The organism is Amycolatopsis sulphurea (assembly GCF_002564045.1).
GTDB lineage: Bacteria > Actinomycetota > Actinomycetes > Mycobacteriales > Pseudonocardiaceae > Amycolatopsis > Amycolatopsis sulphurea.
In genome coordinates, this window is the sequence record NZ_PDJK01000002.1 from 3,960,872 (window position 1) to 3,983,726 (window position 22,855).

Consider the following 22,855-nt stretch of genomic DNA (forward strand, 5'->3'; position numbering starts at 1 on the left):
CGAGCGACTGTCGGTGACGAGGGCTACGATCCTCCCCAGCCGCTCGGATCAGGCCAGTCCTGAGCCGGACGACCCGGACGATGACCACCACAAGGCTGCAGTGTTGGAGGCAGGAGTGACGGCCGTAGCCCCGAAGCCGATCGCAACGCGCCCGTATCCCGCGCGCGAGTCGGTAAAGGGTTCGTACCTGCTGCGGTTGTTCCGCACGACGGACCACAAACAGATCGGGATCATGTACCTGGTCACGTCGTTCGCCTTCTTCATGGCGGGCGGCGCGATGGCCATGCTGATCCGCACGGAACTGGCCCGGCCAGGGCAGCAGTTCCTCTCCCAAGAGCAGTACAACCAGCTGTTCACCATGCACGGCACGGTGATGCTGCTGCTCTACGCCACCCCGATCCTGTTCGGGTTCGCGAACTTCATCCTGCCGCTGCAGATCGGCTCGCCGGACGTCGCGTTCCCGCGGCTGAACGCGTTCTCCTACTGGCTGTACCTGTTCGGCGGCTTGATCGTGCTGTCCGGCTTCCTCACCCCGGGCGGCGCGGCCGACTTCGGCTGGTTCGCCTACACGCCGCTCTCGGACGCGATCCACTCGCCCGGCGTCGGCGCCGACCTGTGGATCGCCGGTCTGGCGGTGTCCGGTCTGGGCACCATCCTGGGTGCGGTCAACATGATCACCACCGTGGTCTGCCTGCGCGCGCCCGGCATGACCATGTACCGGATGCCGATCTTCACCTGGAACATCCTGATCACCAGCATCCTGATCCTGCTCGCCTTCCCGATCCTGACCGCGGCCCTGTTCGGGCTGCTGGCGGATCGACATCTGGGCGCGCACGTGTTCGACCCGGCCAATGGCGGGGTGATCCTCTGGCAACACCTGTTCTGGTTCTTCGGCCATCCAGAGGTCTATATCGTCGCGCTACCGTTCTTCGGGATCGTGTCGGAGATCTTCCCGGTTTTCAGCCGCAAACCGGTGTTCGGCTACAAGGGCTTGGTCTTCGCGACGCTGGCGATCGCCGCGCTGTCCGTTGCGGTGTGGGCGCACCACATGTATGCCACCGGCGCCGTGCTGCTGCCCTTCTTCTCCTTCATGACGTTCCTCATCGCGGTGCCGACCGGCGTGAAGTTCTTCAACTGGATCGGCACGATGTGGAAGGGCCAGCTGTCCTTCGAGACGCCGATGATCTTCTCGATGGGCTTCATCGTCACGTTCCTCTTCGGCGGCCTGACCGGCATCCTGCTGGCCGCGCCGGCGATCGACTTCCACGTGTCGGACAGCTACTTCGTGGTGGCGCACTTCCACTACGTGCTCTACGGCACGATCGTGTTCGCGACCTTCGCCGGGATCTACTTCTGGTTCCCGAAGATCACCGGCCGGATGATGGACGAGAAGCTCGGGAAGTGGCACTTCTGGACCACGTTCATCGGCTTCCACGCCACGTTCCTGGTGCAGCACTGGCTCGGTGCCGAGGGCATGCCCCGCCGCTACGCGGACTATCTGGCCAGCGACGGGTTCACCACGCTGAACACGATCTCCACGATCGGCGCGTACATCCTCGGTGCGTCCACGCTGCCGTTCATCTGGAACGTGTTCAAGAGCTACCGCTACGGCGAGATCGTGACCGTCGACGACCCGTGGGGCTACGGCAACTCCCTGGAGTGGGCCACGTCCTGCCCGCCGCCGCGGCACAACTTCACCGAGTTGCCCCGGATCCGCTCCGAGCGTCCGGCGTTCGAGCTGCACTATCCGCACATGGTGGAGCGACTGCACACCGAAGGCGAGATCGGGTTCTTCGGCAAGCCACGCCATGTGGCCGCGCCTTCGCAGAAGCTGGTCGAGGCCACCATGCCCGGTGACCACGACAAGGACAACGCGAGCGAGCGGTAGCCTCGCGGCAGACCTCGAACGAGGCGGGCGTCCCCGCACCCAGGGCCGCCCGCCTTTTTCGTGCCCGGAAAGCTGTGAAGGGTCCCTTCACAGCCGCAGAGTCCAGAGGCCCGGCAAAGTTGGTCGAGGACTCGTGATCGGCAGAGAGAGTCGTGGCTGCCGCGTCATCATCGACGACGCCTGCCCTCTCGATCGATTGCGCCCGGCAACGCACGATGCGGCGGTGTTCGAGACGCGCGACCACCTCGCGCTGTGCGCCAGACCTGTCCCGGGTCTGTGAAGGGGCCCTTCACGGACTCAGAGTCTGTGAAGGGTCCCTTCACGGACCTTCACGGACCTTCACGGACCTCCGCAGTCTGCGCAGGGCCCCACACCGACTTTGCCGACACCTTGGCCGCAGAGTCCGTGAAGGGGCCCTTCACGGACCTTCACCGACCTCCGCGGTCTGCGACGGCGTCTCGGAACCGCCCACAATCGCCCGTTCGTGGAGTGCGGGTGTGAAGCCGGGCACGCGGGCATGCTGCATTCCGGCCGGGAGGGCCAGACTGGTCGGGTCTCGCATCCGCCTTACGAGGGAGAGCTCCCAGTGACCCAGACTCCCGTGCTCATCACCACCACCGGGCCGGACAAGCCGGGTGTTTCGTCCGTGCTGTTCGCCGTGCTGACCCGGCACGACGTGGACGTGCTCGACGTCGAACAGGTGGTGATCCGGGGGCAGCTGGTGCTGGGTGTGCTGGCCGGCGTCTACCGCGATCCGGAGGGGCTGCAGGAGTCCGTGGAACAGGCTATGGCGACCGTCGGGATGGAGGTCGAGGTCCGCATCGGCGACGCGATCGGTGCCGATCCGTTCGCGCTCGGGCGGCGCGATTCCTCGCACGTGCTGGTGGTGCTCGGGCGCCCGGTGACCGCGCGCGCGTTCTCCGAGGTGGCTCGCCGGCTGGCCTCGGTCGGCGCGAACATCGACTCGATCCGCAGCGTCGCCGACTACCCGGTGACCGGCCTGGAGCTGTACGTCTCGGTGCGGGAGGACAGCGAGATCGCCGACGCCGAGCTGCGTTCCGAACTGGCCGACGCGGCCTCCACGGCCGGGATCGACGTTGCGGTGGAGCGGGCGGGCATCACGCGCCGGGCGAAGCGGCTCGTCGTCTTCGACGTGGACTCCACGTTGGTGCAGGGCGAAGTGATCGAGATGCTGGGCGCGCACGCCGGTGTCGAGGAGCAGGTCCGCGAGATCACCGAGGCCGCCATGCGCGGCGAGCTGAACTTCACCGAATCGCTCGAACGCCGGGTGGCGCTGCTGGCCGGGCTGCCGGCCTCGGTGATGGACGAGGTCGCCGCCCAGCTCGAACTCACGCCCGGCGCCCGGACCACGGTGCGCACGCTCAAGCGGATGGGCTTCCGCTGCGGTGTGGTGTCCGGCGGGTTCTCACAGATCATCGAGCACCTGGTGGCGGATCTCGGGCTGGACTTCGCGGCCGCGAACGAACTTGAGGTGGCAGACGGCAAGCTCACCGGCCGGGTGACCGGCGAGGTCGTCGACCGCGCGGGCAAGGCGACCGCGTTGCGCCGGTTCGCCGGGGAGTACGGGGTTCCGCTCGGCGCCTGCGTCGCGGTCGGCGACGGGGCCAACGACATCGACATGCTCGCCGCCGCCGGGATGGGCGTGGCATTCAACGCGAAGCCCGCGCTCAAGGAGGTCGCGGACACCGCGATCTCCCACCCGTATCTGGACGCGGTGCTGTTCGTCCTCGGCGTGACCCGGGCCGAGGTGGAGGCGGCGGACGCGGCGGACGGGCTCGATCTGGTGCGCCAGTGAGCCAGATTCTCGAACCACTGCGCAGCCGTTACGCGTACTGGCTGGGCATGCCCGCGGAGGCGACGTCCGACACTTCCGACGAAGATCCGGACCAGGTGCGCGCGATGCCGATCATCCTGCGCATCGAACGTGCCGAGCCGCCCGGCCGGACCGCGTTGCTGGAGGCGGCTGCCGCGGCTGCGGTCGCGGTCTGCCTGGACGAGCGTTCCGAGGCCGGCGGGGAATGGGCCGAACCCGTCCATTTGTGGCTGGACAATCGGATCCGGAAGGTTTCCCGACGGGCTCGTGGGGCGCATTGGCGAGCGGTGCTCGACTTGCCCGGAGTCACCGTGGAAGTCGGCGGAGCGGAGGTCCGGGCACTGGTGCCGGGGCTGGTTTCCGAAGCGCCGAAAGAGGTTTCCCGGTTGCAGATCTCCGGGAGCGAGCTGCCGATGGATACCCCCGGAGCGGCTCCGGGCAATGTGCCGGTGCTGCTGCTCAATCCCGACGTGGCGATGACTGTCGGGAAGGCCGCCGCTCAGGTCGGGCACGCCACGATGATTCTCGCGTCGCTCCTGCCGGACGAGGCGCTGGGTGCGTGGGCGGCGCGGGGGTATCGGGTGGCGGTGCGGACGCCTTCTTTGGCGCGGTGGAAGGAATTGTGCCCGATCGAGGATCCGGAAGGGGGCTGGCGGAACGATCGGGTGGTGGCGGTGCGCGACGCCGGGTTCACCGAGGTGGAGCCGGGGACCATCACTGTGCTCGCGCAGTATCCGGAGGGCGGGATTTCGGGATGACGCTTGAAGTACGGCGTGCGGGCGAGCACCGGTTCGTCGGGCGCAATGATCGTGGGGCGGAGGTCGTGCTGGGGAGGGCCGGGGCGGAGGGGGCGTTCTCCCCGGTGGAGTTGCTGCAGATCGCGGTGGCGGGGTGTTCTGCAGTGACGGCGGAGGAGCTGATCGTGCGGAGGGTGGGGGAGGACGCGGAGTTCCGGGTGGTGGTGAGTGCGGATCGGCGGGTGGGGGTGGCGGAGCTGGACGGGGTCCGGGTGGTGTTCGAGGTGGATCTGGCGGGAGTGGCGGGGGATGTTCGGGAGGGGATGGTCCGGGCGGTGGAACGTGCGGTGGAGCGGTTGTGCACGGTGCGGAGGACGTTGGTGAAGGGCGTGCCGGTGGTGGAGGAGTTCTCCGGCTCGGAGCGGTGAGCCGGCACCTCGGGACGTCGTAAGGCTGTGAAGGGTCCCTTCACAGCCGCTGAATCCAGGGTGTCGGCAAAGTCGGTGTGGAGGTCTGTGAAGGGGTCCTTCACGGACTCTGAGTCTGTGAAGGGCCCCTTCACAGACCCGAAACCGGTCCGGTGCACGTCACGAGGTGGTCGCACACACCTCAGCATCGCCCGCTGCCGGGTCCCCGACCAACTTTGCCGGAACCCTGGCCGCTGAATCCGTGAAGGGACCCTTCACAGCCGACGGCTCGACGGTGGCGCGGATGAGTGCGGGGGAGAGGGAAAGACCGGTGGGCCGCGAACCGCGTCAGCTTTGCCAGACCACGTAGGCCTGGTCGGCGTCGGTGGTCATGGCTTCGATGAAACGGTCGTTGTCGAAGCCGGGGAGGGTTTGCAGGCGTTCGATCAGGGCGTCGGCCGCGGGGTCGCCACTGGGGATGGCGGTGCCTTTGCCATCGGAGCCGACGAGCATGAAGAAGACGTCCTCGTTCCAGGGGCCGTCGGGGATGACTCTGACCATCACGGACTGCAGCTCCGACCACGTGACGGCCTCTTCGCTGCCATCGGCAAGCGTGCGCCGCACCCCGGTGTCGTCGACACTGACGGTCCGGGATCGTGCGCTGGACGGATCCTGGGTCAACCGGTGCTCCCTGTCGTAAACGTTGCCGATTACCGTACCCGCCGGGTCCTCGCCCCGTCTCATGCGGGCGCGGCCGCGTCCAGTCGCTTCAACGCATCGCGCGCGACCTGCGGGTCCGTGGTCGGCCAGAACGGCGCCAGGGACGCACGCAGGAATCCGCCGTAGCGGGCGGTGGCAAGCCGCGAATCCAGCACCGCGATCACCCCGCGGTCGTCGATCGCGCGGTGCAGCCGGCCGGTGCCCTGCGCGAGCAGCAGTGCGGCATGCGTCGCGGCGACGGTGAGGAAGCCGTTGCCGCCCCTGGCTTCCACGGCGCGCTGCCGGGCCGAAGACACCGGATCGTCCGGCCGCGGGAACGGGATCCGGTCCACCACGACCAGCTGCAGCGACGGACCGGGCACGTCCACGCCCTGCCACAGCGTGAGCGTGCCGAACAGACAGGTCCGCGGGTCCTCGCTGAACTGCCGCACCAGCAGCCCAGTGGCATCGTCGCCCTGGCACAGCACCGGATGGTCGAGCCGTTCGCGCATGGCCGCGCTGGCCTGCTTCGCCGCGCGCATCGAGGAGAACAGCCCGAGCGTACGTCCGCCGGCGGCCTCCACCAGCTCGGCCAGCTCGTCCAAAGTGGACTCGCCGAGGCCGTCGCGGCCCGGTGAGGGCAGGTGCTTGGCCACGTAGAGGATGCCGTTGCGCCGGTGGTCGAACGGCGAGCCGACATCGAGGCCGGTCCACTTCGGCCCGCCGTCCTCGTCCGAGGGGGCTTCCTTGTCGGTCGCCGTGCCGGGCGACTTCTCCACCCGGGCACCGGACGGCGGCAGGCCCCACTGCCGCGCCATGGTGTCGAACGCGCCGCCGAGGGTCAGCGTCGCCGAGGTGAGCACGGTGGTGTGCTGATTGAATACGCGCTCCCGCAGCAGCCCGGCCACGCCGAGCGGGGCGACTTTCAGCGCGGGCGGGCGTGGGTTGGCCGAGTACTTGTCGCCGGTGAGCCACACGACGTCGCGCTGATGTGCCTGATCGTCGGTGTACGCGTCGAGCAGCCGTACCGCGACATCGTGCACCTCCTCCACCAGCGAACGCGCGAGCTTGCGCGCGGTGGCCTCGTCGACGTCTTCCTTGCGGTCGGAGCCCAGCGCGGTGAGGCATTCCTTCGCCGCGTCGCGCACCGCCGGGATCGCGCCCTTCAACGCCTGCGGCAGGGTGTCCAGCCTGCCCGCGGGCAGATCGTCGAGGATCAGCGCCAGGCCGTCGGAGGATTCCAGCAGCCGGTCCGCGATCGCCGCGTCCATCACCCGGCCGCAGCGGCGTGCGGCGGAGGCGGCCATCGCGCTGGTCAGCTCCCCGGTGGCGACGGAGGTGACCCGGTCCACCAGATCGTGGGCCTCGTCGATGATCACGAGATCGTGGTCGGGCAGCACCTGATAGCCCTGGAGCGCGTCGATGGCCAGCAACGCGTGGTTGGTGACCACCACATCGGCCTTGCCCGCCTCGCCACGCGCGCGCTCGGCGAAGCAGTCCGTGCCGATCGGGCAGCGGTTCACGCCGAGGCACTCCCGCGCGGTGACCGAGACCTGCCGCCAGGCCTGATCCGACACCCCGGGCACGAGTTCGTCCCGGTCGCCGGTCTCGGTGTCCGAGGACCACTCGTGCAGCCGGGTGATCTCCTTGCCCATCCGGGAGACCGCGAACGGATCGAACAACTGCGCGTCCTCGGGCTCGTCGGCCGGGCCGGTGTCGAGCCGGTGCAGGCACAGATAATTGCGGCGACCCTTGAGAATCGCGAAGGTCGGCGTGCGGCCGAGCGGTTTCTTCAGCGCCTTGGCCAGCCGCGGCAGATCCCGGTCCACCAGCTGGCGCTGCAGGGCGATGGTGGCGGTCGAGACGACCACCGTGGTGTCCTTCTCCACCGCGTGCCGGATCGCCGGGACCAGGTACGCCAGGGACTTCCCGGTGCCGGTGCCGGCCTGCACGGCGAGATGCTCCCCGGTGCGGATCGCGTGGCCGACGGCATCGGCCATCTTGACCTGGCCGGGGCGCTCGGCGCCGCCGACGGACTCCACTGCGTGGGTCAGGAGTTCGAGGACGCCGGGGAAATCGGTTCGGGCGGGCACAGCCAGACACGATAGCCGTCGTCCCCGACAGGATCACCGCTCCGGCGCGAACGGGCCGTTCGCGCCGGAGCGGCGGAACGCGTCAGTCCTGCTTGCGCAGCCGCGAAACCGCGGCCCACGCCAGCGGCAGCACACCGGCCGCGACGACGATCTTCAGCAGGTCACCGATCAGGAACGGCACCACGCCCTTGCCGAACGCGGTGGCGAAGTCGTAGTGCGCGGCGGCCATCAGCCAGGGCACGCCGAACGCATAAATCACCACATTGCCCAGCGCCATGGTCCCCGCCATGCGCAACGGCGTACGGTCACCACCGCGGCGGGCGAGCGCGCCGACGAGCGCACCGGCGAACGCGAACCCGACGATGTACCCCGCCGAAGCACCCGACAGCCCGGAAGTCGCGCCCTGGAACCACGGCACGCCGGCCGCGCCGACGAGCAAGTACAGCAGCAGCGAAGCGGCGCCACGGCGCATGCCGAGCGTCGCGCCCACCAGCAGCGCGGCGAAGGTCTGGCCGGTCATCGGCACCGGCGTACCCGGCAGCGGGATCACCAGCTGCGCCGCCGCGCCGGTCAGCACGGCGCCCCCGGCCACCAGCGTCAGATCGCGCACGAGTGCGCCAGGCACGAGATCGGCCAGCACCTGGCGGCGGCCGGTGAGGGAAAGCGACGACACGGGACCTCCCACGACGAAAACGGACGTCCAGGCAGGTTAACGCTCGCTAGCCTGACCCGGCGGCACAAGTTGCGTTCCTCACGACGCCACACGTCCGGGTGGTGTAGGGGCGGTGGCGTTTGGCCCCGCCATCGCGCTGCCGATCTCGATGCACGGGCGAAGGGAGAACGATGCGCGCACGGGTCCGTTCGACGGGAACGCTGGTGACGGTGCTGACCGGACTATTGCTGGGTACGGCCGCCCACGCTGCCGAGGTGACCTCCACCGGGTGGGGTTCCGCGGGCAGCCTCGACTTGCTGGTGGACGGCGAGCATGTGGTCACCGGGGAGCTGGCCCGCTGCGACGCCGACGGGCCGTTGTCCGCGCGCAGCGACGGCGGCGTCGCGGGCAACGTCGCGGACTTCGGGTTCGGCGGCTCCACCTGCGGGCGTACGGGTGCGGTGGCCACCGTGCAGGGGGGCGGACAGCGATTCGAGACCGACCTGCTGCGCCGCTGGGGCGGACCCGTGCTGAAGGTCCGCACGTACTCCTCGGGCTGCTCGACCACCGAGTCCGGCAGCACCGGTTCGATGTCTATCGGTGAGGTTTCCGGGCTCACGGTGCCGTCTTCGATCCCCGCGAACTACTCGATCACCATCCCCGGCGGCGAAGCGGGCACAGCAATGGCCACGGTCACGCTGAACGAGACTGTTACGCCACAGCCGGCCGACGGCAGCCTCGTCACGCACGCCATGCACCTGAAGCTATTCCCGCAGGGCGGCCCGGCGAGCGGAGACCTCTACCTCGGCACTGCGGCGTGCAATCCGTACGGCAAGGGCGGTCAGCCGGGCGGCAAGGCGGGTACACCGGAGTAGGCGACGTCCGCTTCGTCGAAGTCCTTCAGCGTCGCGTCCACAGTGGCCCGTGAGCCGCCAACGGTGAGGTCCAGTAGCACGCGTACGCCGAAGCCTGCGCGCGCTGCGTCGAGCGCTGTGGCGCGTACGCAGAAGTCCGTGGCGATGCCGACCACATCGACGTCGGTCACGCTCCGCGCGTGCAGCCACTCTTCGAGCGTCTCGCCAGTACGGGACTTCCCCTCGAAGCCGGAGTACGCGGCTTCGTACTCGCCCTTCGAGAACACCTCCTCGATCGGGACGATGTCGAGTGCCGGATGGAACGAAGCACCGGCCGTGCCCACGACGCAGTGCGGCGGCCAGCTGTGGTTGAAGTCTGGCGTTTCGCTGAAGTGGTCGCCCGGATCGATGTGGTAGTCGCGCGTGGCCACCACGTGCACGTAGCCGCCTGCAGCCACGTGCTGTGAGATGGCTTCGGCGGCTGCCGCCCCACCGGGCAGGCCGAGCGACCCGCCCTCGCAGAAGTCGTTCTGTACGTCCACCACGATCAGCGCGGTTCCCATGGCCTGCTCTCCCTACAGAAGCGTCGTCGGTATCGCGGGCTCGCCGTGGGAGAGCTTCAAACCTTCCCACGGCAGGCTGACCTGCGCACGCCGCAACCGGGCGCGCGCGTCGTCCAGTGTGGGCAGATCCTCCACCGCTTGGCCACCGCGCACCAGGGGTATCTGCAGGTCGCGGTCGTACTCCTCGGCCACCGGACGCTCTCCGGCAGCCGTCCACACGACATCTTCGACCGCGGTGCCGGTGGCCCGGTGCCGCCGTAGCACGTGCTTACGCCCGCCGCGGGACTCCTTGTGCGCACTGCGTTTCGCGACCGGACGGCCGTCCACTTCGACCAGCTTGTAGACCATGCCCGCGGTCGGCGCGCCCGAGCCGGTGACTACCGACGTACCGACGCCGTACGCGTCCACCGGCTCTGCGCGCAACGCTGCGATGGCGTGCTCGTCGAGGTCCCCCGACACGACGATGCGGGTGTCCTTGGCGCCCAGGGAGTCGAGCTGATCACGAGCCTTGCGCGCGAGCGGTCCGACGTCACCGGAGTCGATTCGGATCGCGCCCAGGTCGGTTCCCGCCACGCGTACAGCGGTTTCGATCCCGGCAGTGATGTCGTACGTGTCGACGAGCAACGTGGTGTCCGCGCCCATCTTTTCCACCTGCGCGAGGAACGCTGCTTCTTCGCTGTCATGCAGAAGCATGAAGGCGTGCGCCACGGTGCCACGAGTGGGAATGCCGTAGCGACGGCCGGCTTCGAGATTGGACGTGGTCGCGAAGCCGGCCAGGTACGCGGCCCTTGCCGCGGCGACGGCGGCGTACTCGTGCGTACGTCGTCCGCCCATCTCGATGATCGGCCGTCCGTGCGCGGCGCCCGCCATCCGCGCCGCTGCCGAGGCAATGGCGCTGTCGTGGTTGAGGATCGACAGCGTCAGCGTCTCCAGCACCACTGCTTCGGCGAAGCTGCCGGTGACGGTGAGGATCGGCGAGTCGGGGAAGTACAGTTCGCCTTCGGGGTAACCGTCGATGTCGCCGCTGAACTCGTAGTCCGCCAGCCAGGACAGCGTCGCCGGGTCCACGACAGCGGTCTGTTCGAGCACTGTCAGCTCGGCGTCGGTGAACCGGAAGTCGGCGATCGCGTCGAGCACGCGCGCAGTGCCGGCGACGACGCCGTAGCGCCGTCCGTCCGGCAGTCGCCGCGCGAAGACCTCGAACACGCATGGACGGTCCGCTGTGCCGTCCGAGAGGGCGCTCGCCAGCATGGTCAGCTCGTAGTGGTCGGTGAGCAGCGCCGTGCTGGCGCTGGTGACCGGCTCGGGTGAACCCATGGGATCAGCCTATTCACCCGTACGGCCGGACCTGGCGCGGCGTACCGGGTGACCGCCGTGACACCATGGGGTGCATGTCCACGCCTGTTGCCTCCGAACAGACGCAGGTCGATCCGCTCGGGGCCGCCGTCACCGAATCCGACCAGCCGTGGCGGACCGTCGTGTGGAACGATCCGGTCAACCTCATGTCGTACGTGACGTACGTGTTCCAGAAGCTGTTCGGCTATAGCCGGGACCACGCCACCAAGCTGATGCTCGACGTACACCACAAGGGCCGGGCGATCGTGTCGTCCGGCGCCAAGGAGAAGGTGGAGACCGACGTGGCGAAACTGCAGGCCGCGGGGTTGTGGGCGACCATGGAGCAGCCCTCGTGAAGGCCTGGCGCCGCAAGGGAGAGGTCATCCTCGCCGGGTTCGAGCAGCAGGAGGCCGCGGTGCTGCGCGGCCTGGTCGGGCAGCTGGAGGACATGCTGCGCGCGCGGGGCGAGGAGGCCCCGCAGGACGAGCTGGCAGAGCTGACCGGCATCCGGACCGGCCCCAGTGAGGCACCGGACGACCCGGTGCTCTCCCGGCTGCTGCCGGACTTCCACCGGCTCGACCCGGACAACCCGAGCCGGGACGACCTCGACTCCGCCGCCGCGATGCGCTCCCTGCACGAACCGGAGCTGCTGGAGGCGAAGGTCGGCGTCGCCAAGACCGTGCTCGACACGCTCCCGCGCGACGGCGGCCAGGTGCGGCTGAGCTTCGAGCAGGCCGACGCGTGGCTCGGCGCGCTGAACGACGTACGGCTTGCGCTGGGTACCGCGCTCGACGTCACCGACGACATGCCGGACGAGCTGCCGGACGACGACCCTCGCGCCCCGCACCTCGGCGTCTATCACTGGCTGACCTGGGTGCAGGAGACGCTGATCCAAGCGGTCACCGCGTGAACGCGATCACCGACGTGCCGGGGGTGCTCGTTGGGCACCACCAGCGCCTCGGCGAAGGCTGGGCGACCGGTACGACAGTGGTCCTGGTGCCGGACGGTGCCGTCGGCGCGGTCGATCAGCGTGGCGGTGCCCCCGGTACCCGCGAGACCGACTTGCTGAAGCCGGAGAACCTCGTACAGCGGGTGAACGCGGTCTGCCTGTCCGGTGGAAGCGCGTACGGCCTCGCTGCGGCCGACGGTGTGATGCGCTGGCTCAGCGAGCGCAACCTGGGTTTCCCTGTCGGCGAGCAGCCGCACGAAGTCGTGCCGATCGTGCCTGGAGCGGTGCTGTTCGATCTTCCGCGTAGCGAGTGGGGGAATCGCCCGGACGCCGGCTTCGGTTACGCGGCCTGCGAAGCCGCCACGACGACCGTCGCGCAGGGCACCGTCGGCGCCGGCAGCGGCGCCGTCGTCGGCTCGCTCAAAGGCGGAATCGGTACCGCGAGCGAGCGGGTCGGCGAGGTGACGGTCGGCGCGATCGCCGCAGTGAACGCAGCCGGTGAGGCAGTGGACTTCAAGACCGGCCGGGCCTTCGCCGCGGACCACGAGGTGGACGGCGAGTTCGGCGTCCGCTGGCCGGACCGGCTTGGCGCCGTACATGGGCAGCGCACCGACCTGAACACCACAGTAGGCGTCGTGGCCTGCGACGCGGCCCTTTCGAAGGGCGAAGCACGCCGTCTCACCGTGTCCGCCCAGGACGGCCTGGCGCGCGCGGTCCGGCCGGCGCACAGCATGTTCGACGGGGACACGGTGTACGCGCTGGCCACCGGTACACGCGAGCTGCCGCAACAGTCCGGTTCCTTCGCGAGCGCCGCACGCGCGGGCGCGTTGGACGCGCTGTGCGCGGCCGCCGCACGGGTCTTCGCCCGCGCGATGGTGCACGGCCTCCTCGCCGCGACGGCAGCCGGGGGAGTAGCCGCCTATCGCGACGTATGGCCGGAGGCCTTCGGCCCTTCGTGACCGGTTTGGAGGTGGCGTGCGCCACTTCTCGCCATGTGGACAGCCTAGGTCCACGACCTAAGATGTCGGTGTGCTCCGGATCCGCCGTGAACTCGTCGACCAGATCGTCGCCCACGCCCGTCGTGATCACCCCGACGAGGCGTGCGGGGTGATCGCCGGCCCGGTGGGGTCCGATCGGCCGGAACGGTTCGTGCCGATGCTGAACTCGGCCCGTTCGCCCACGTTCTACCAGTTCGACTCCGGCGAGCAGCTCAAGCTGTACCGGGAGATGGACGCGAACGACGAGGCGCCGGTGGTGATCTATCACTCGCACACCGCGACCGAGGCCTACCCCTCGCGCACCGACGCGAACATCGCCGGCGAGCCGGAGGCGCACTACGTGCTCGTCTCCACCAAGGATCCCGATTCGCACGAGTTCCGCTCGTACCGGATCGTGGACGCCGAGATCACCGAGGAACCGGTCGAGATCCTCGACTGAGCTGCCGGAATAAGTGCGGCGTCGGCAGCGTCGAGCCCAAGGCGTCCGCGAGAAAAACCCACCGGAGGTAGAAACCCATGGCCGTGACCGTCTCCATCCCGACCATCCTGCGTACGCACACCGGCGGCGAGAAGTCCGTCGCAGCGGCGGGCAAGACCGTCCTCGAGGTGATAGACGACGTCGAGTCGCGCCACGCCGGGATCAAGGCGCGCCTGGTCAAGGAGGAGAAGCTGCACCGCTTCATCAACGTGTACGTCAACGACGAGGACGTACGCTTCGCCGGTGGTCTCGAGGCGGAGGTGAAGGACGGCGACACGCTCACCATCCTGCCCGCCGTGGCCGGCGGCGCGCGCTGAGCCGATGGCCCGTTACGAGTCGCTTCTCGACGCGCTCGGCGGCACCCCGCTCGTCGGGCTGCCGCGGCTGTCGCCGACGCACGACGTGCGGCTGTGGGCGAAGCTCGAGGACCGCAACCCGACCGGCTCGATCAAGGACCGCCCCGCGCTGGCCATGATCGAGGCGGCCGAAAAGGAAGGCCGGCTCCGGCGCGGGTCCACCATCCTGGAGCCGACCTCGGGCAACACCGGGATCTCGCTCGCCATGGCCGCCAAGCTCAAGGGCTACGGCCTGGTGTGCGTGATGCCGGAGAACACGTCTAGCGAACGCAAGCAGCTGTTGCAGGCGTACGGCGCGCGGATCGTGTTCTCGCCGGCCGCAGGCGGTTCGAACGAAGCGGTGCGGCGAGCCAAGGAGCTGTCCGAGCAGAACCCGGACTGGGTGATGCTCTACCAGTACGGCAACCCCGCCAACGCCGATGCGCACTACCGTGGCACCGGCCCGGAGCTGCTGAAGGACTTGCCGACGCTCACTCACTTCGTCGGCGGTCTCGGCACCACCGGCACGCTCGTGGGCGTGGGCCGGTACCTACATGAGGCGAAGCCGGACGTACAGATCATCGCGGCCGAGCCGCGGTACGGCGAACTCGTGTACGGGCTGCGAAACCTCGACGAAGGCTTCGTACCCGAGCTGTACGACCCCACCGTGCTGAACGGCCGCTACTCCGTCGGCGCGTACGACGCGCTTCGCCGCACGCGCGACCTGCTGGAGCACGAAGGCATCTTCGCCGGCATCTCGACCGGCGCGGTGCTGCACGCGGCACTCGCGGTAGCTGAGAAGGCCGCAGCGAAAGGCGAAAAAGCCGACGTTGCCTTCGTCGTCGCAGACGGGGGCTGGAAGTACCTCTCCACCGGCGCGTACGCAGGCTCGCTGGACGAAGCAGCCGAGCGCCTCGACGGCCAGCTCTGGGCCTGAGCGACAGCCCGTCGCGGCCGCTGATGGCCGTGACGGGCGCTTAAGCCGGGACCCACCCCAGGGATCAGGGATTTCACCCGAGGCGGGATACACCGGACGCGTCGTAACCTGGAGGCGTGAGCACATTGCCTCCCCTTCCGACGCCGCCCACGGGTGGTGGTGCGAATCAGGCCACGGATGTGGCGAAGCGAATCCTGCCGCCGAATCCGAAGGCCGCGGCGTTCGTTGCGCTTGGCTTCACTTTGGTGCTCTACCTGGTGGAGCTGGCCGATGTGATTCTGCCGGGGGATCTGGACCACGCCGGGATCGTGTCGCGGCAGGCCGGCGGGCTCGACGGCGTCCTCTGGGCGCCGCTGCTGCACGCCGGCTGGTCGCACCTGTTCTCCAACACGGTGCCGGTGCTGGTGTTCTCGTTCCTCGCGATGGCAGCGGGCATCGGCCGCTGGGTGGTGGTCACCGCGATCATCTGGCTGGTGTCCGGGCTCGGCGTATGGCTCGTGGGGCCGGCCGATACCTACACCGTCGGGGCTTCCGGGCTCGCCTTCGGCTGGCTGGCCTACCTGCTGGTGCGGGGATTGTTCCACCGCTCGATGCCCCAGATCCTGGTCGCCGTGGTGCTGCTCGGGGTGTGGAGCGGGATGCTGTGGGGTCTGTTGCCGGGCGATCCGGGCGTCTCCTGGCAGGGGCATTTGTTCGGCGCGCTCGCCGGGGTCCTGGCGGCGTGGCTGACTTCACGTGGGGAGCGGGGTAAAGCGACGAAGGCGCTTCCGGCGTCTCCCGGTAACCTCGGGGCGTGAGTTTCCCCGACGCGCCGATCGGTGTCTTCGATTCCGGCGTCGGTGGTCTCACCGTCGCGCGCTCGATCCTTGAGCTGCTGCCTGCCGAGAAGCTGCGCTACGTCGGTGACACCGCCCGCAACCCATACGGCCCGCTGCCCATTGCCACAGCACGCGCGTACGCGCTCGAAGCGCTCGACAGTCTCGTCGAGAGTGGCGTGAAAGCGTTGGTGATCGCGTGCAACACGGCTTCGGCAGCGTGCTTGCGTGACGCGCGCGAGCGCTACGACGTGCCAGTGGTGGAGGTCGTGTTGCCTGCCGCGCGGAGGGCTGCGGTGGCCACACACAGTGGGCGCGTAGGCGTGATCGGCACCGAGGGCACTGTGCGTTCGAGAGCGTATGACGACGCCTTCGCGGCAGCTCCGGACGTACAGCTCACCAGTGTGGCTTGCCCACGCTTCGTCGACTTCGTCGAGCGCGGCATCACGTCGGGGCGGCAGATCCTCGGGCTCGCGCAGGGATACCTGCAGCCGTTGCTCGAAGCCGAGGTCGACACGCTCGTACTCGGGTGTACGCACTATCCGCTGCTGTCCGGCGTGCTGCAGATCGTCATGGGCCAGGACGTCACCCTGGTTTCGAGTGCCGACGAGACCGCGAAGGATCTTTACCGTGTGCTCACCGAGCGCGAGCTGCTCGTGGAACGAGCCGGCGCGCCGCAACACGAGTTCGTCGCGACCGGTTCGCCGGAACCGTTCACCAGGCTGGCGCAGCGGTTCATGGGTTTCGCGCCCGGTGTGCTGGCCCCGGCCAGCGCGTGACGGCGGAGTTAGGGTGTCGGGGTGCGACTGACGATCCTCGGGTGCTCCGGCAGCGTCCCCGGGCCGAATGCCGCCGCGTCCGGGTACTTGCTGGAGGCGGAGGGTTTCCGGCTCGGGCTCGAACTCGGGAACGGGGCGTTCGCTCAGCTCCAGACCGTGCTCGATCCGTTCGAACTGGACGCGCTTCTCCTGTCGCACTTGCATTCCGACCATTGCGCAGACGTCAATGCGCTCACCGTGCTGCGGCGCTACCACCCGGCACCGCCGTACCCGGCCCGGCCGCGGCGGTTGCCGGTGTACGCGCCGCCGGACGCTCCGTCGCGTCTCGGGCATCTGTACGCGGCCGACCCTGCTGAACGAGCGTCCGTGGATCTGTCGGACGTGTACGAGTTCCATGCGCTGCGCGAAGAGACTGTGGTGATCGGGCCGTTCGACGTCACGGCAGTAGCGGTGTATCACCCGACGCCGGCGTTCGGCCTTCGCATCACGTACGGCGGCAGCATTCTTGCGTACACCGGTGATACCGGGAAGTGTCGCGTACTCGGCGAGCTGGCCGATGGCGTCGACGTACTGCTTTCTGAAGCGTCTTGGACGGATGGTGAGAACCGGCCCAAGGGCGTGCACCTTTCCGGTAAAGAAGCCGGTGAGCTGGCCAAGGAAGCCGGGGTCGGGCGGTTGCTGCTCACCCACATCGCGCCGTGGACCGACCGGCAGGCGGTGCTCGCCGAGGCGCGGGCGGTCTTTCCCGAAGCCGAGCTGGTGAGCCAGGGCGCGGTCTACGAGATCTGATCGCGGTTCTGCCGGGGGAAGGGCCTACAGTGCATCCCGTGGCGAGAAAAGACGGCAGGACCGACGACCAGCTCCGCGAGATCAAGATCACCCGTGGGTTCCAGAAGTGGCCGGCCGGTTCGGTGCTCATCGAGTTCGGCAACACCCGCGTGCTGTGCGCGGCCAGCGTCACCGAGGGCGTGCCGCGCTGGCGGGCCGGCTCCGGGCTGGGCTGGGTGACCGCGGAGTACGCGATGCTGCCCTCGGCGACCAACACCCGCAGCGACCGCGAGTCGGTGAAGGGCCGCATCGGCGGGCGTACGCACGAGATTTCCCGGCTCATCGGCCGTTCGCTGCGGGCCTGCATCGACCTGGCCGCCCTCGGCGAGAACACGATCGTGATCGACTGCGACGTGATCCAGGCCGACGGCGGCACCCGCACCGCGGCCGTGACCGGTGGCTACGTGGCGCTGGCCGACGCGATCACCTGGCTGGCCGCGGCGAACCGGCTGAACGACCCGAAGCCCCTGTCGGCTTCCGTGGCCGCCGTAAGCGTCGGCGTGGTCGATGGCCGTGTACGCCTGGACCTCCCGTACGAGGAGGACGCGCGCGCGGAGGTGGACATGAACGTGGTCGCCACCGATGCCGGCACCCTGATCGAGGTGCAGGGCACCGGCGAGGGCGCCACCTTCGCCCGGTCCACCTTGGACACCATGCTGGACCTGGCGCAGGCTGGCTGCGCGGAGCTGACCGTCAAGCAGAACGAGGCGCTCGCCCTGCCCTATCCCGGTGAACTGCCCGAACCCCGGCCGGACAAGAAGAAGGGTGCGAAATGACCCGGGTCCTGCTGGCCACCCGCAATCAGAAGAAACTCGGTGAACTGCGCCGGATCCTGGCCGCCGAGGGCGTCGCCGGAATCGAGATCGTCGGATTGGCCGACATTCCGGAATTCCCGGAGGCCCCGGAAACCGCCCCTGATTTCGAAGGCAATGCGGTGGCCAAGGCCAGGGACGCAGTGGCGGCCACCGGCCTGCCCGCCATTGCCGATGATTCCGGCCTGGCCGTCGATGCGTTGAACGGAATGCCCGGTGTCCTCTCCGCCCGCTGGTCCGGAAAACACGGAGACGACGAAGCGAACCTGGACCTGGTGCTGGCCCAGCTGACCGACACTCCCGCCGCCCGCCGCGGCGCCGCCTTCGTCTGCGCCGCCGCCCTGGTCACCCCCACCGGCAAGGAAACCGTCGTCCGAGCCGAATGGCGCGGCACCCTGACCACGGAGAAACGGGGCACCAACGGCTTCGGCTACGACCCCATCTTCACCCCCGACGGCAAGGACAAAACCTCGGCAGAACTCCACCCCGCCGAAAAGGACGAACAATCCCACCGAGGCAAAGCCCTACGCGCTTTACTCCCGGAAATAGCAAAACTGGCCATCGCATAACCCACACACAAGCGCGCCACCTCACACCGCCAGCGCACCCCGATCCGAAGCCTCCACACGGGCTGGAGCAGCTTGTCAAGGTACTCTTTCCCGTCTTGACAAGCTGCTCCAGCCCGTAGTCACAATCCCACTTCGGGGTGCCCGGTCCGCGGATCCGGCCTCCACGCCTCCCCGCTGAAGGCTGTGAAGGGCCCCTTCACAGCACCCACCGGAGTGGAGAAGGTGCGCCCCCGCGGCGGGTCAGGAGGCGAGCCCGAGATCCCGGATCAGCTTGGCGACGTGGCCGGTCGCGCGGACGTTGTAGAGCGCCTTGGCGATCTTGCCCTCCGCGTCGATGACGAAGGTCGAGCGGATCACGCCCTGCACGATGCGGCCGTAGTTCTTCTTCTCGCCGAACGCGCCCCACGCGGTGAGCACCTGCTTGTCCGGATCGGACAGCAGCGGGAAGGTCAGCCCCTCGGCCTCGACGAATTTGGCGAGCTTCTCCGGCTTGTCCGGGGAAATGCCGAGCACCTGGAAGCCGGCGTCGTTCAGCTCGGCGAGGCGGTCGCGGAAGTCGCAGGCCTGCTTCGTGCAGCCGGGCGTGCCCGCGGCCGGGTAGAAATACACCACCACGGACTCGCCGCGGAAGTCGCTCAGCGAGACGTCCTTGCCCGTGCTGTCGGGCAGGGTGAAGCCGGGGGCGGGGTCGCCGGGAGAAAGTCGCTCGGTCATGAGCGCAGCGTAATTCAGGCGGTGCCGCCGTAGGAGACCACGGCGGGTTCGCTCGCGCTCGGCCGCAGCCACAGCTCCAGCCGGGCAGCCTGCGCGGGCACCGCGAACGCGATGGTGAACTGGGCCGAGCGGCCGGGCAGCAGGTCCTTGCCCGCGTCCGTGATCCCGCCGAGGCCCTGGGTGGCGTCCACGACCTGCTTGGCCTGCTGCCCGCCGATGGCCGCGGTGATCGCCAGCCCGGAGAGGCGGTAGGTGTCCGAGCCGTCGTTGCGCACTTCGACGGCGAACGACGCGGCGCGCGGGCTGCGCGGGTAGGCCGCCGCGCTCGGCTGGAACGAGCCCGGCGCGGACACCGAGACGGTGATCCCGCTGGTGAACCGGTGCTCGGCGCCGAACTGCAGCTCGCCGGCGACCGGTGCGGTGGCGGGCTTGGCGGGCGCCCCGGCCGAGCCGCCGGAATCCGTGCCGAACGCGGCGGTGCTCTCCCGGACGTCGACCCCGCAGGCCGTCGCCAGGCACAGCAGGCAGGCGGACAGCAACAGCTTCGGGGTGCGCGGGGGCGCCATCGCGGTTTACTCCAGTCGGGGTGGGGCGGGGAGTCCGTTCGGATCAATCGCCGGACGAACCCGGTCCACTCTGACCGCACTCGCAGCTGCACGGGCGGGAAGACGCGGACCTGGTGTACAGCCGTGGCCGATCCGTGATCGAAGAAGCACTGGGCGTGACAGTCGTCACTGAAGTGCAACTCAGACGGCGAACGCGAACAACAGGATGAATACTGCGACGCCCCCGCCCCAGGCGACGATCAGCCAGCCGAAATCACGGACCGGGTCGACCGCCCGGCTCTCCTCACCCGGGACGTACACCCCGCGGTTCTCGAACCAATCCGCGCAGGTGCGCAGGAGGTGCAGGGGATTACGTGACGGCACGGGGCACCTCCCTGGTCTGGCTGCGGCCCCAGCCTACGGGCAGGGCCGATGAGCGCGCTCGCGACTGACCCGGGGAGGTGAAGACCGCGTGCCGATTGCTTCACGACCGTCGATCTGCGCTGGTCAGCGTCATGATCGCCAACTCGGGGCAAGTATTCCTTGACTTGAATATTCTCTGTGGTGAATACTACTTCCCATGGAACGGATCGCTGCCGCACTCGGGGATGCCGCCCGGTGGCGGCTGGTGGAGTTGCTCGCCGAGCGGCCCCGCACGGTCGGCGAGCTGGCCGAGCTGGCCGGCCTGCGGCAGCCGCAGGCGACGAAGCATCTGCAGACCCTTGCGCGGGCCGGGCTGGTCGCGGTTTTCCCGCTCGGCCAGCGGCGGGTCTACGCCGCCGAGGCCGGCCCGTTGGGGCAGCTCGCGCGACGGGTGCAGGAAATGGTGCAGGCCATCGCCGAACAGGAAGGGGACCGTGACGTCCTCGGCCGGTATCGGGCCGCCATCGAGGCGGAAACCGTTGCGGCAGCAGGAGATCGGTGGGCGGACGGACGTTCCTTCACGTTTCGGCGTTCGCTGGATGCGTCGCCGGAAGCCGTCTGGCAGCAGTGGATCGAGCCGGAGCGTCTGGCGCGCTGGTGGGCTCCTCCGTCGATGACGGTCGCCGAGTGCGTGCTCGAACCCCGGCCGGGTGGCCGGGCGGTGCTCGAATACCGCGACAGCGACGGGCGGTACCGCTCCGAAGGAACGGTCCACGCCGCGACGGAACCCGCTCAGCTCGCGTTCGAGCTGTCGGTGCTGGACGCGGCCGGCGTGGCCTTCTTCACCGGCCACTACGACATGACGCTGACCGCGGTGCCCGGCGGGACCCGGCTGCAGCTGGACCTGCGCATTACCGACCTCACCGTCGAGGCGGTGCCGTTCATCGCCGGGATCGAAACCGGCTGGGAACAAGTGCTCGACAATCTCGCCGCCGTTATCGGGGGCGCTCTGGGAAAGGAAGAGAAATGACCACGACCCGAAGAATCACCGCGAACCTGAGCCTCACCCTTGACGGCCGCTACCACGGTCCCGGCGGCCCCGCCGACCTGAGCGCGATCGTGCCGTATGCGGTCAGCGAAACCGGCCGCAACCACCTCACGCGCATCTGGCAGCAGGCGACCACGGCCCTGCTCGGCCGGGGCAACGCGGAGGGATTCGTCGGCTACTGGTCGGCCGTCGCGGACGACGAGACGGCCGATCCCCGTGATCGTGGATACGCGAAATGGCTGACCAGCGTGGAAAAAGTCGTCCTGTCGACCACCTGGACCGAGCCGCCGTGGGAACACACTCTCGTGCGGAACGCCCCCGCCGCCGACGTCGTTGCCGAGCTGAAGGCGGTGGGGGAGGGTGACATCCTGGTGAACAGCAGCGTCAGCGTGCTCAAACCGCTGCTCTCCGCGGATCTGGTCGACCGGCTGTACCTGATGATCTGCCCGGAAATCGCCGGCAGTGGCGCGCGATTGTTCGAGGACGGCCTGCCGGGCACCAGGTGGACGCTCGCCGACAAGGAAATCGGTGATCTGGGCGAACTCTCGCTGGTCTACGACCGCGTGCGCTGAGGGTCAGTTCCGGTAGCGGAACAGGATCCGTCCGCGGTCGAGGTCGTACGGGCTGATCTCCACGAGGACCCGGTCGAAGGGCAGGATCTTGATGTAATTCTTCCGGATCTTCCCGCTGATGTGCGCGAGTACGTGGTGCCCGTTCTCCAGTTTCACCCGGAAGGTGGCGTTGCGAAGGCATTCGGTGACCGTGCCCTCGACTTCGATTCCTCCGGATTTTCCGGCCATGGAGGGTTATTCAGGCAGCCGCATAGAAGTGCAGAGCGATTACCGTTGAGATGGTTTCCGCGAAGGTCTCAATGGGCCGTCGGTAGTCGGCGTGCAGGATCCTCCAGGTTTTGACGTTGGCGATGGTCTGCTCGATGACGTAGCGAATCTTGTTGATCTGGGTGTTGAATTCCTTCTCCCAGTCCAAGAGCTTGCGGTGCTTCGGCTTCTTGATCGGGGTGAGCATATAATTTCCCACGTATCCTTTGTCGCCCATCCAGTTGTCCGGATTCAGAGTCAGAAGCGCCCCGGATTCCTTCAGGCAGTACGTGTCGTGCCGGCGTCCTTCGATGGGATCGGAGATCCACGCGAGTCGTCCGTCAAGGGTGCAAGCGATCTGTACGTTCATGCCGGTCGTCTTGTGCTTGCCGGAGTACAGCTCCGGGCGATCGGCCCATGACCAGCACGGCAGCAGGGTTCCGTCCACGATGTACTGCGTCTGGTCGTCCAATTCGTCCGCCGTCGGCACGAACTTCCTGAGAACACGTTCTATCAGAGGCGTCATTCCGGTGATCGCACGACTGATTGTCGGTTGAGATACCTCGTACGCTTCCGCCAGTTCGGCCTGAACCCGATTGCATCGCATGTATGTCAGCGCGATCACCGCCGAGTTGAACAGGCCCAGAATCGGTGGCCACCTACGCTGCTCAGCTGTGGTATCCATGTCGACCAACCCGCACAGGTCGGTGATCTGCTCGATGGTAAGTCCAGTGGTATGATACATGTTAGGCGGTCCGTTTTTGTGAGTACTGAGTGTGGAAACCCAATTCTCTCAATAAACGGG

The 22,855-nt window shown here is 68.5% G+C and carries 28 protein-coding genes; 18 read left to right on the forward strand and 10 right to left on the reverse strand.

Annotated features, from left to right (window positions below; genetic code table 11):
• Positions 1-115 precede the first annotated feature (115 nt).
• From ctaD to ATK36_RS24285, 4 genes are all read left to right on the forward strand, one after another.
• Entirely contained in the window at positions 116-1,888 is a 1,773-nt protein-coding gene (gene ctaD, locus ATK36_RS24270) for an aa3-type cytochrome oxidase subunit I (protein ID WP_098513600.1), read from the forward strand.
• A gap of 586 nt (positions 1,889-2,474) precedes the next feature.
• On the forward strand, positions 2,475-3,704 hold the full coding sequence (gene serB / locus ATK36_RS24275; RefSeq protein ID WP_098513601.1) for a phosphoserine phosphatase SerB: 1,230 nt from the start codon (positions 2,475-2,477) through the stop codon (positions 3,702-3,704).
• On the forward strand, positions 3,701-4,480 hold the full coding sequence (locus ATK36_RS24280; RefSeq protein WP_098513602.1) for a peptidyl-tRNA hydrolase: 780 nt from the start codon (positions 3,701-3,703) through the stop codon (positions 4,478-4,480). Before serB ends, ATK36_RS24280 begins: the two co-directional genes overlap by 4 nt.
• Positions 4,477-4,887: an OsmC family protein gene (locus ATK36_RS24285; protein ID WP_098513603.1), complete on the forward strand. Its 411-nt coding sequence runs from the start codon at positions 4,477-4,479 to the stop codon at positions 4,885-4,887. Before ATK36_RS24280 ends, ATK36_RS24285 begins: the two co-directional genes overlap by 4 nt.
• A gap of 327 nt (positions 4,888-5,214) precedes the next feature.
• Here the strand turns inward: ATK36_RS24285 and ATK36_RS24290 are convergent, their stop codons facing one another.
• From ATK36_RS24290 to ATK36_RS24300, 3 genes are all read right to left on the reverse strand, one after another.
• Complete coding sequence (locus tag ATK36_RS24290; RefSeq protein WP_098513604.1) at positions 5,215-5,547, reverse strand: hypothetical protein; 333 nt, start codon at positions 5,545-5,547, stop codon at positions 5,215-5,217.
• Between the two features lie 59 nt (positions 5,548-5,606).
• Entirely contained in the window at positions 5,607-7,658 is a 2,052-nt protein-coding gene (locus ATK36_RS24295) for an ATP-dependent DNA helicase (RefSeq protein ID WP_098513605.1), read from the reverse strand.
• A gap of 82 nt (positions 7,659-7,740) precedes the next feature.
• Positions 7,741-8,331, reverse strand: a complete 591-nt coding sequence (locus ATK36_RS24300; RefSeq protein WP_098513606.1) for a biotin transporter BioY — start codon at positions 8,329-8,331, stop codon at positions 7,741-7,743.
• Positions 8,332-8,501: 170 nt separating this feature from the next.
• Between ATK36_RS24300 and ATK36_RS24305 the strand changes: the two genes are divergently transcribed.
• Entirely contained in the window at positions 8,502-9,185 is a 684-nt protein-coding gene (locus ATK36_RS24305) for a hypothetical protein (RefSeq protein ID WP_245915066.1), read from the forward strand.
• Here the strand turns inward: ATK36_RS24305 and ATK36_RS24310 are convergent.
• Both ATK36_RS24310 and ATK36_RS24315 read right to left on the reverse strand, forming a co-directional pair.
• Positions 9,152-9,727, reverse strand: coding sequence for an isochorismatase family protein (locus tag ATK36_RS24310; RefSeq protein WP_098513607.1), 576 nt, complete (start codon positions 9,725-9,727; stop codon positions 9,152-9,154). The genes ATK36_RS24305 and ATK36_RS24310 overlap by 34 nt on opposite strands.
• Before the next feature lie 12 nt (positions 9,728-9,739).
• The gene (locus ATK36_RS24315; protein ID WP_098513608.1) at positions 9,740-11,044 is read right to left on the reverse strand and encodes a nicotinate phosphoribosyltransferase; all 1,305 of its coding nucleotides are present in this window, start codon (positions 11,042-11,044) and stop codon (positions 9,740-9,742) included.
• Positions 11,045-11,118: 74 nt separating this feature from the next.
• Between ATK36_RS24315 and clpS the strand changes: the two genes are divergently transcribed.
• From clpS to rdgB, 11 genes are all read left to right on the forward strand, one after another.
• On the forward strand, positions 11,119-11,418 hold the full coding sequence (clpS, locus tag ATK36_RS24320) for an ATP-dependent Clp protease adapter ClpS (protein WP_098513609.1): 300 nt from the start codon (positions 11,119-11,121) through the stop codon (positions 11,416-11,418).
• Complete coding sequence (locus ATK36_RS24325) at positions 11,415-11,972, forward strand: DUF2017 domain-containing protein (RefSeq protein ID WP_098513610.1); 558 nt, start codon at positions 11,415-11,417, stop codon at positions 11,970-11,972. Before clpS ends, ATK36_RS24325 begins: the two co-directional genes overlap by 4 nt.
• Positions 11,969-12,970 (forward strand): P1 family peptidase, encoded by a 1,002-nt coding sequence (locus ATK36_RS24330; RefSeq protein ID WP_245915069.1) that lies wholly within the window; start codon positions 11,969-11,971, stop codon positions 12,968-12,970. Before ATK36_RS24325 ends, ATK36_RS24330 begins: the two co-directional genes overlap by 4 nt.
• Positions 12,971-13,040: 70 nt before the next feature.
• A complete protein-coding gene (locus ATK36_RS24335; RefSeq protein ID WP_098513611.1) occupies positions 13,041-13,448 on the forward strand; it encodes a M67 family metallopeptidase in 408 nt (135 codons plus the stop codon).
• Positions 13,449-13,525: 77 nt separating this feature from the next.
• Complete coding sequence (locus ATK36_RS24340) at positions 13,526-13,804, forward strand: MoaD/ThiS family protein (RefSeq protein ID WP_098513612.1); 279 nt, start codon at positions 13,526-13,528, stop codon at positions 13,802-13,804.
• 4 nt (positions 13,805-13,808) lie between these two features.
• Positions 13,809-14,759, forward strand: a complete 951-nt coding sequence (locus ATK36_RS24345) for a PLP-dependent cysteine synthase family protein (RefSeq protein WP_098513613.1) — start codon at positions 13,809-13,811, stop codon at positions 14,757-14,759.
• A gap of 116 nt (positions 14,760-14,875) precedes the next feature.
• Complete coding sequence (locus ATK36_RS24350) at positions 14,876-15,556, forward strand: rhomboid family intramembrane serine protease (protein ID WP_170069886.1); 681 nt, start codon at positions 14,876-14,878, stop codon at positions 15,554-15,556.
• The gene (gene murI / locus ATK36_RS24355; RefSeq protein WP_098513615.1) at positions 15,553-16,353 is read left to right on the forward strand and encodes a glutamate racemase; all 801 of its coding nucleotides are present in this window, start codon (positions 15,553-15,555) and stop codon (positions 16,351-16,353) included. Before ATK36_RS24350 ends, murI begins: the two co-directional genes overlap by 4 nt.
• A 21-nt stretch (positions 16,354-16,374) precedes the next feature.
• On the forward strand, positions 16,375-17,142 hold the full coding sequence (locus tag ATK36_RS24360) for an MBL fold metallo-hydrolase (RefSeq protein ID WP_098513616.1): 768 nt from the start codon (positions 16,375-16,377) through the stop codon (positions 17,140-17,142).
• Between the two features lie 38 nt (positions 17,143-17,180).
• Positions 17,181-17,957: a ribonuclease PH gene (rph, locus tag ATK36_RS24365; protein WP_098513617.1), complete on the forward strand. Its 777-nt coding sequence runs from the start codon at positions 17,181-17,183 to the stop codon at positions 17,955-17,957.
• Positions 17,954-18,562 carry an RdgB/HAM1 family non-canonical purine NTP pyrophosphatase gene (rdgB, locus tag ATK36_RS24370; RefSeq protein ID WP_098513618.1) on the forward strand — a complete coding sequence of 203 codons (609 nt, stop codon included), beginning with the start codon at positions 17,954-17,956 and terminating at the stop codon, positions 18,560-18,562. Before rph ends, rdgB begins: the two co-directional genes overlap by 4 nt.
• Before the next feature lie 240 nt (positions 18,563-18,802).
• On the opposite strand, the gene bcp is transcribed toward rdgB, so the two are convergent.
• The 3 genes from bcp to ATK36_RS24385 all read right to left on the reverse strand — a co-directional run bounded on the left by bcp (position 18,803) and on the right by ATK36_RS24385 (position 20,205).
• Complete coding sequence (gene bcp, locus ATK36_RS24375; RefSeq protein WP_098513619.1) at positions 18,803-19,276, reverse strand: thioredoxin-dependent thiol peroxidase; 474 nt, start codon at positions 19,274-19,276, stop codon at positions 18,803-18,805.
• 14 nt (positions 19,277-19,290) lie between these two features.
• Positions 19,291-19,842 (reverse strand): hypothetical protein, encoded by a 552-nt coding sequence (locus tag ATK36_RS24380; RefSeq protein ID WP_098513620.1) that lies wholly within the window; start codon positions 19,840-19,842, stop codon positions 19,291-19,293.
• 180 nt (positions 19,843-20,022) lie between these two features.
• The gene (locus tag ATK36_RS24385; protein ID WP_098513621.1) at positions 20,023-20,205 is read right to left on the reverse strand and encodes a hypothetical protein; all 183 of its coding nucleotides are present in this window, start codon (positions 20,203-20,205) and stop codon (positions 20,023-20,025) included.
• 196 nt (positions 20,206-20,401) lie between these two features.
• On the opposite strand from ATK36_RS24385, the gene ATK36_RS24390 reads away from it, so the two are divergent.
• Together ATK36_RS24390 and ATK36_RS24395 are read left to right on the forward strand one after the other, a co-directional pair.
• Positions 20,402-21,214, forward strand: a complete 813-nt coding sequence (locus ATK36_RS24390; protein WP_098513622.1) for a metalloregulator ArsR/SmtB family transcription factor — start codon at positions 20,402-20,404, stop codon at positions 21,212-21,214.
• On the forward strand, positions 21,211-21,804 hold the full coding sequence (locus ATK36_RS24395) for a dihydrofolate reductase family protein (protein WP_098513623.1): 594 nt from the start codon (positions 21,211-21,213) through the stop codon (positions 21,802-21,804). Before ATK36_RS24390 ends, ATK36_RS24395 begins: the two co-directional genes overlap by 4 nt.
• Before the next feature lie 3 nt (positions 21,805-21,807).
• Here the strand turns inward: ATK36_RS24395 and infA are convergent, their stop codons facing one another.
• Together infA and ATK36_RS24405 are read right to left on the reverse strand one after the other, a co-directional pair.
• Positions 21,808-22,032: a translation initiation factor IF-1 gene (gene infA / locus ATK36_RS24400; RefSeq protein WP_098513624.1), complete on the reverse strand. Its 225-nt coding sequence runs from the start codon at positions 22,030-22,032 to the stop codon at positions 21,808-21,810.
• Positions 22,033-22,042: 10 nt separating this feature from the next.
• Positions 22,043-22,795: a transposase family protein gene (locus ATK36_RS24405; protein WP_245914325.1), complete on the reverse strand. Its 753-nt coding sequence runs from the start codon at positions 22,793-22,795 to the stop codon at positions 22,043-22,045.
• Between the last annotated feature and the right edge of the window lie 60 nt (positions 22,796-22,855).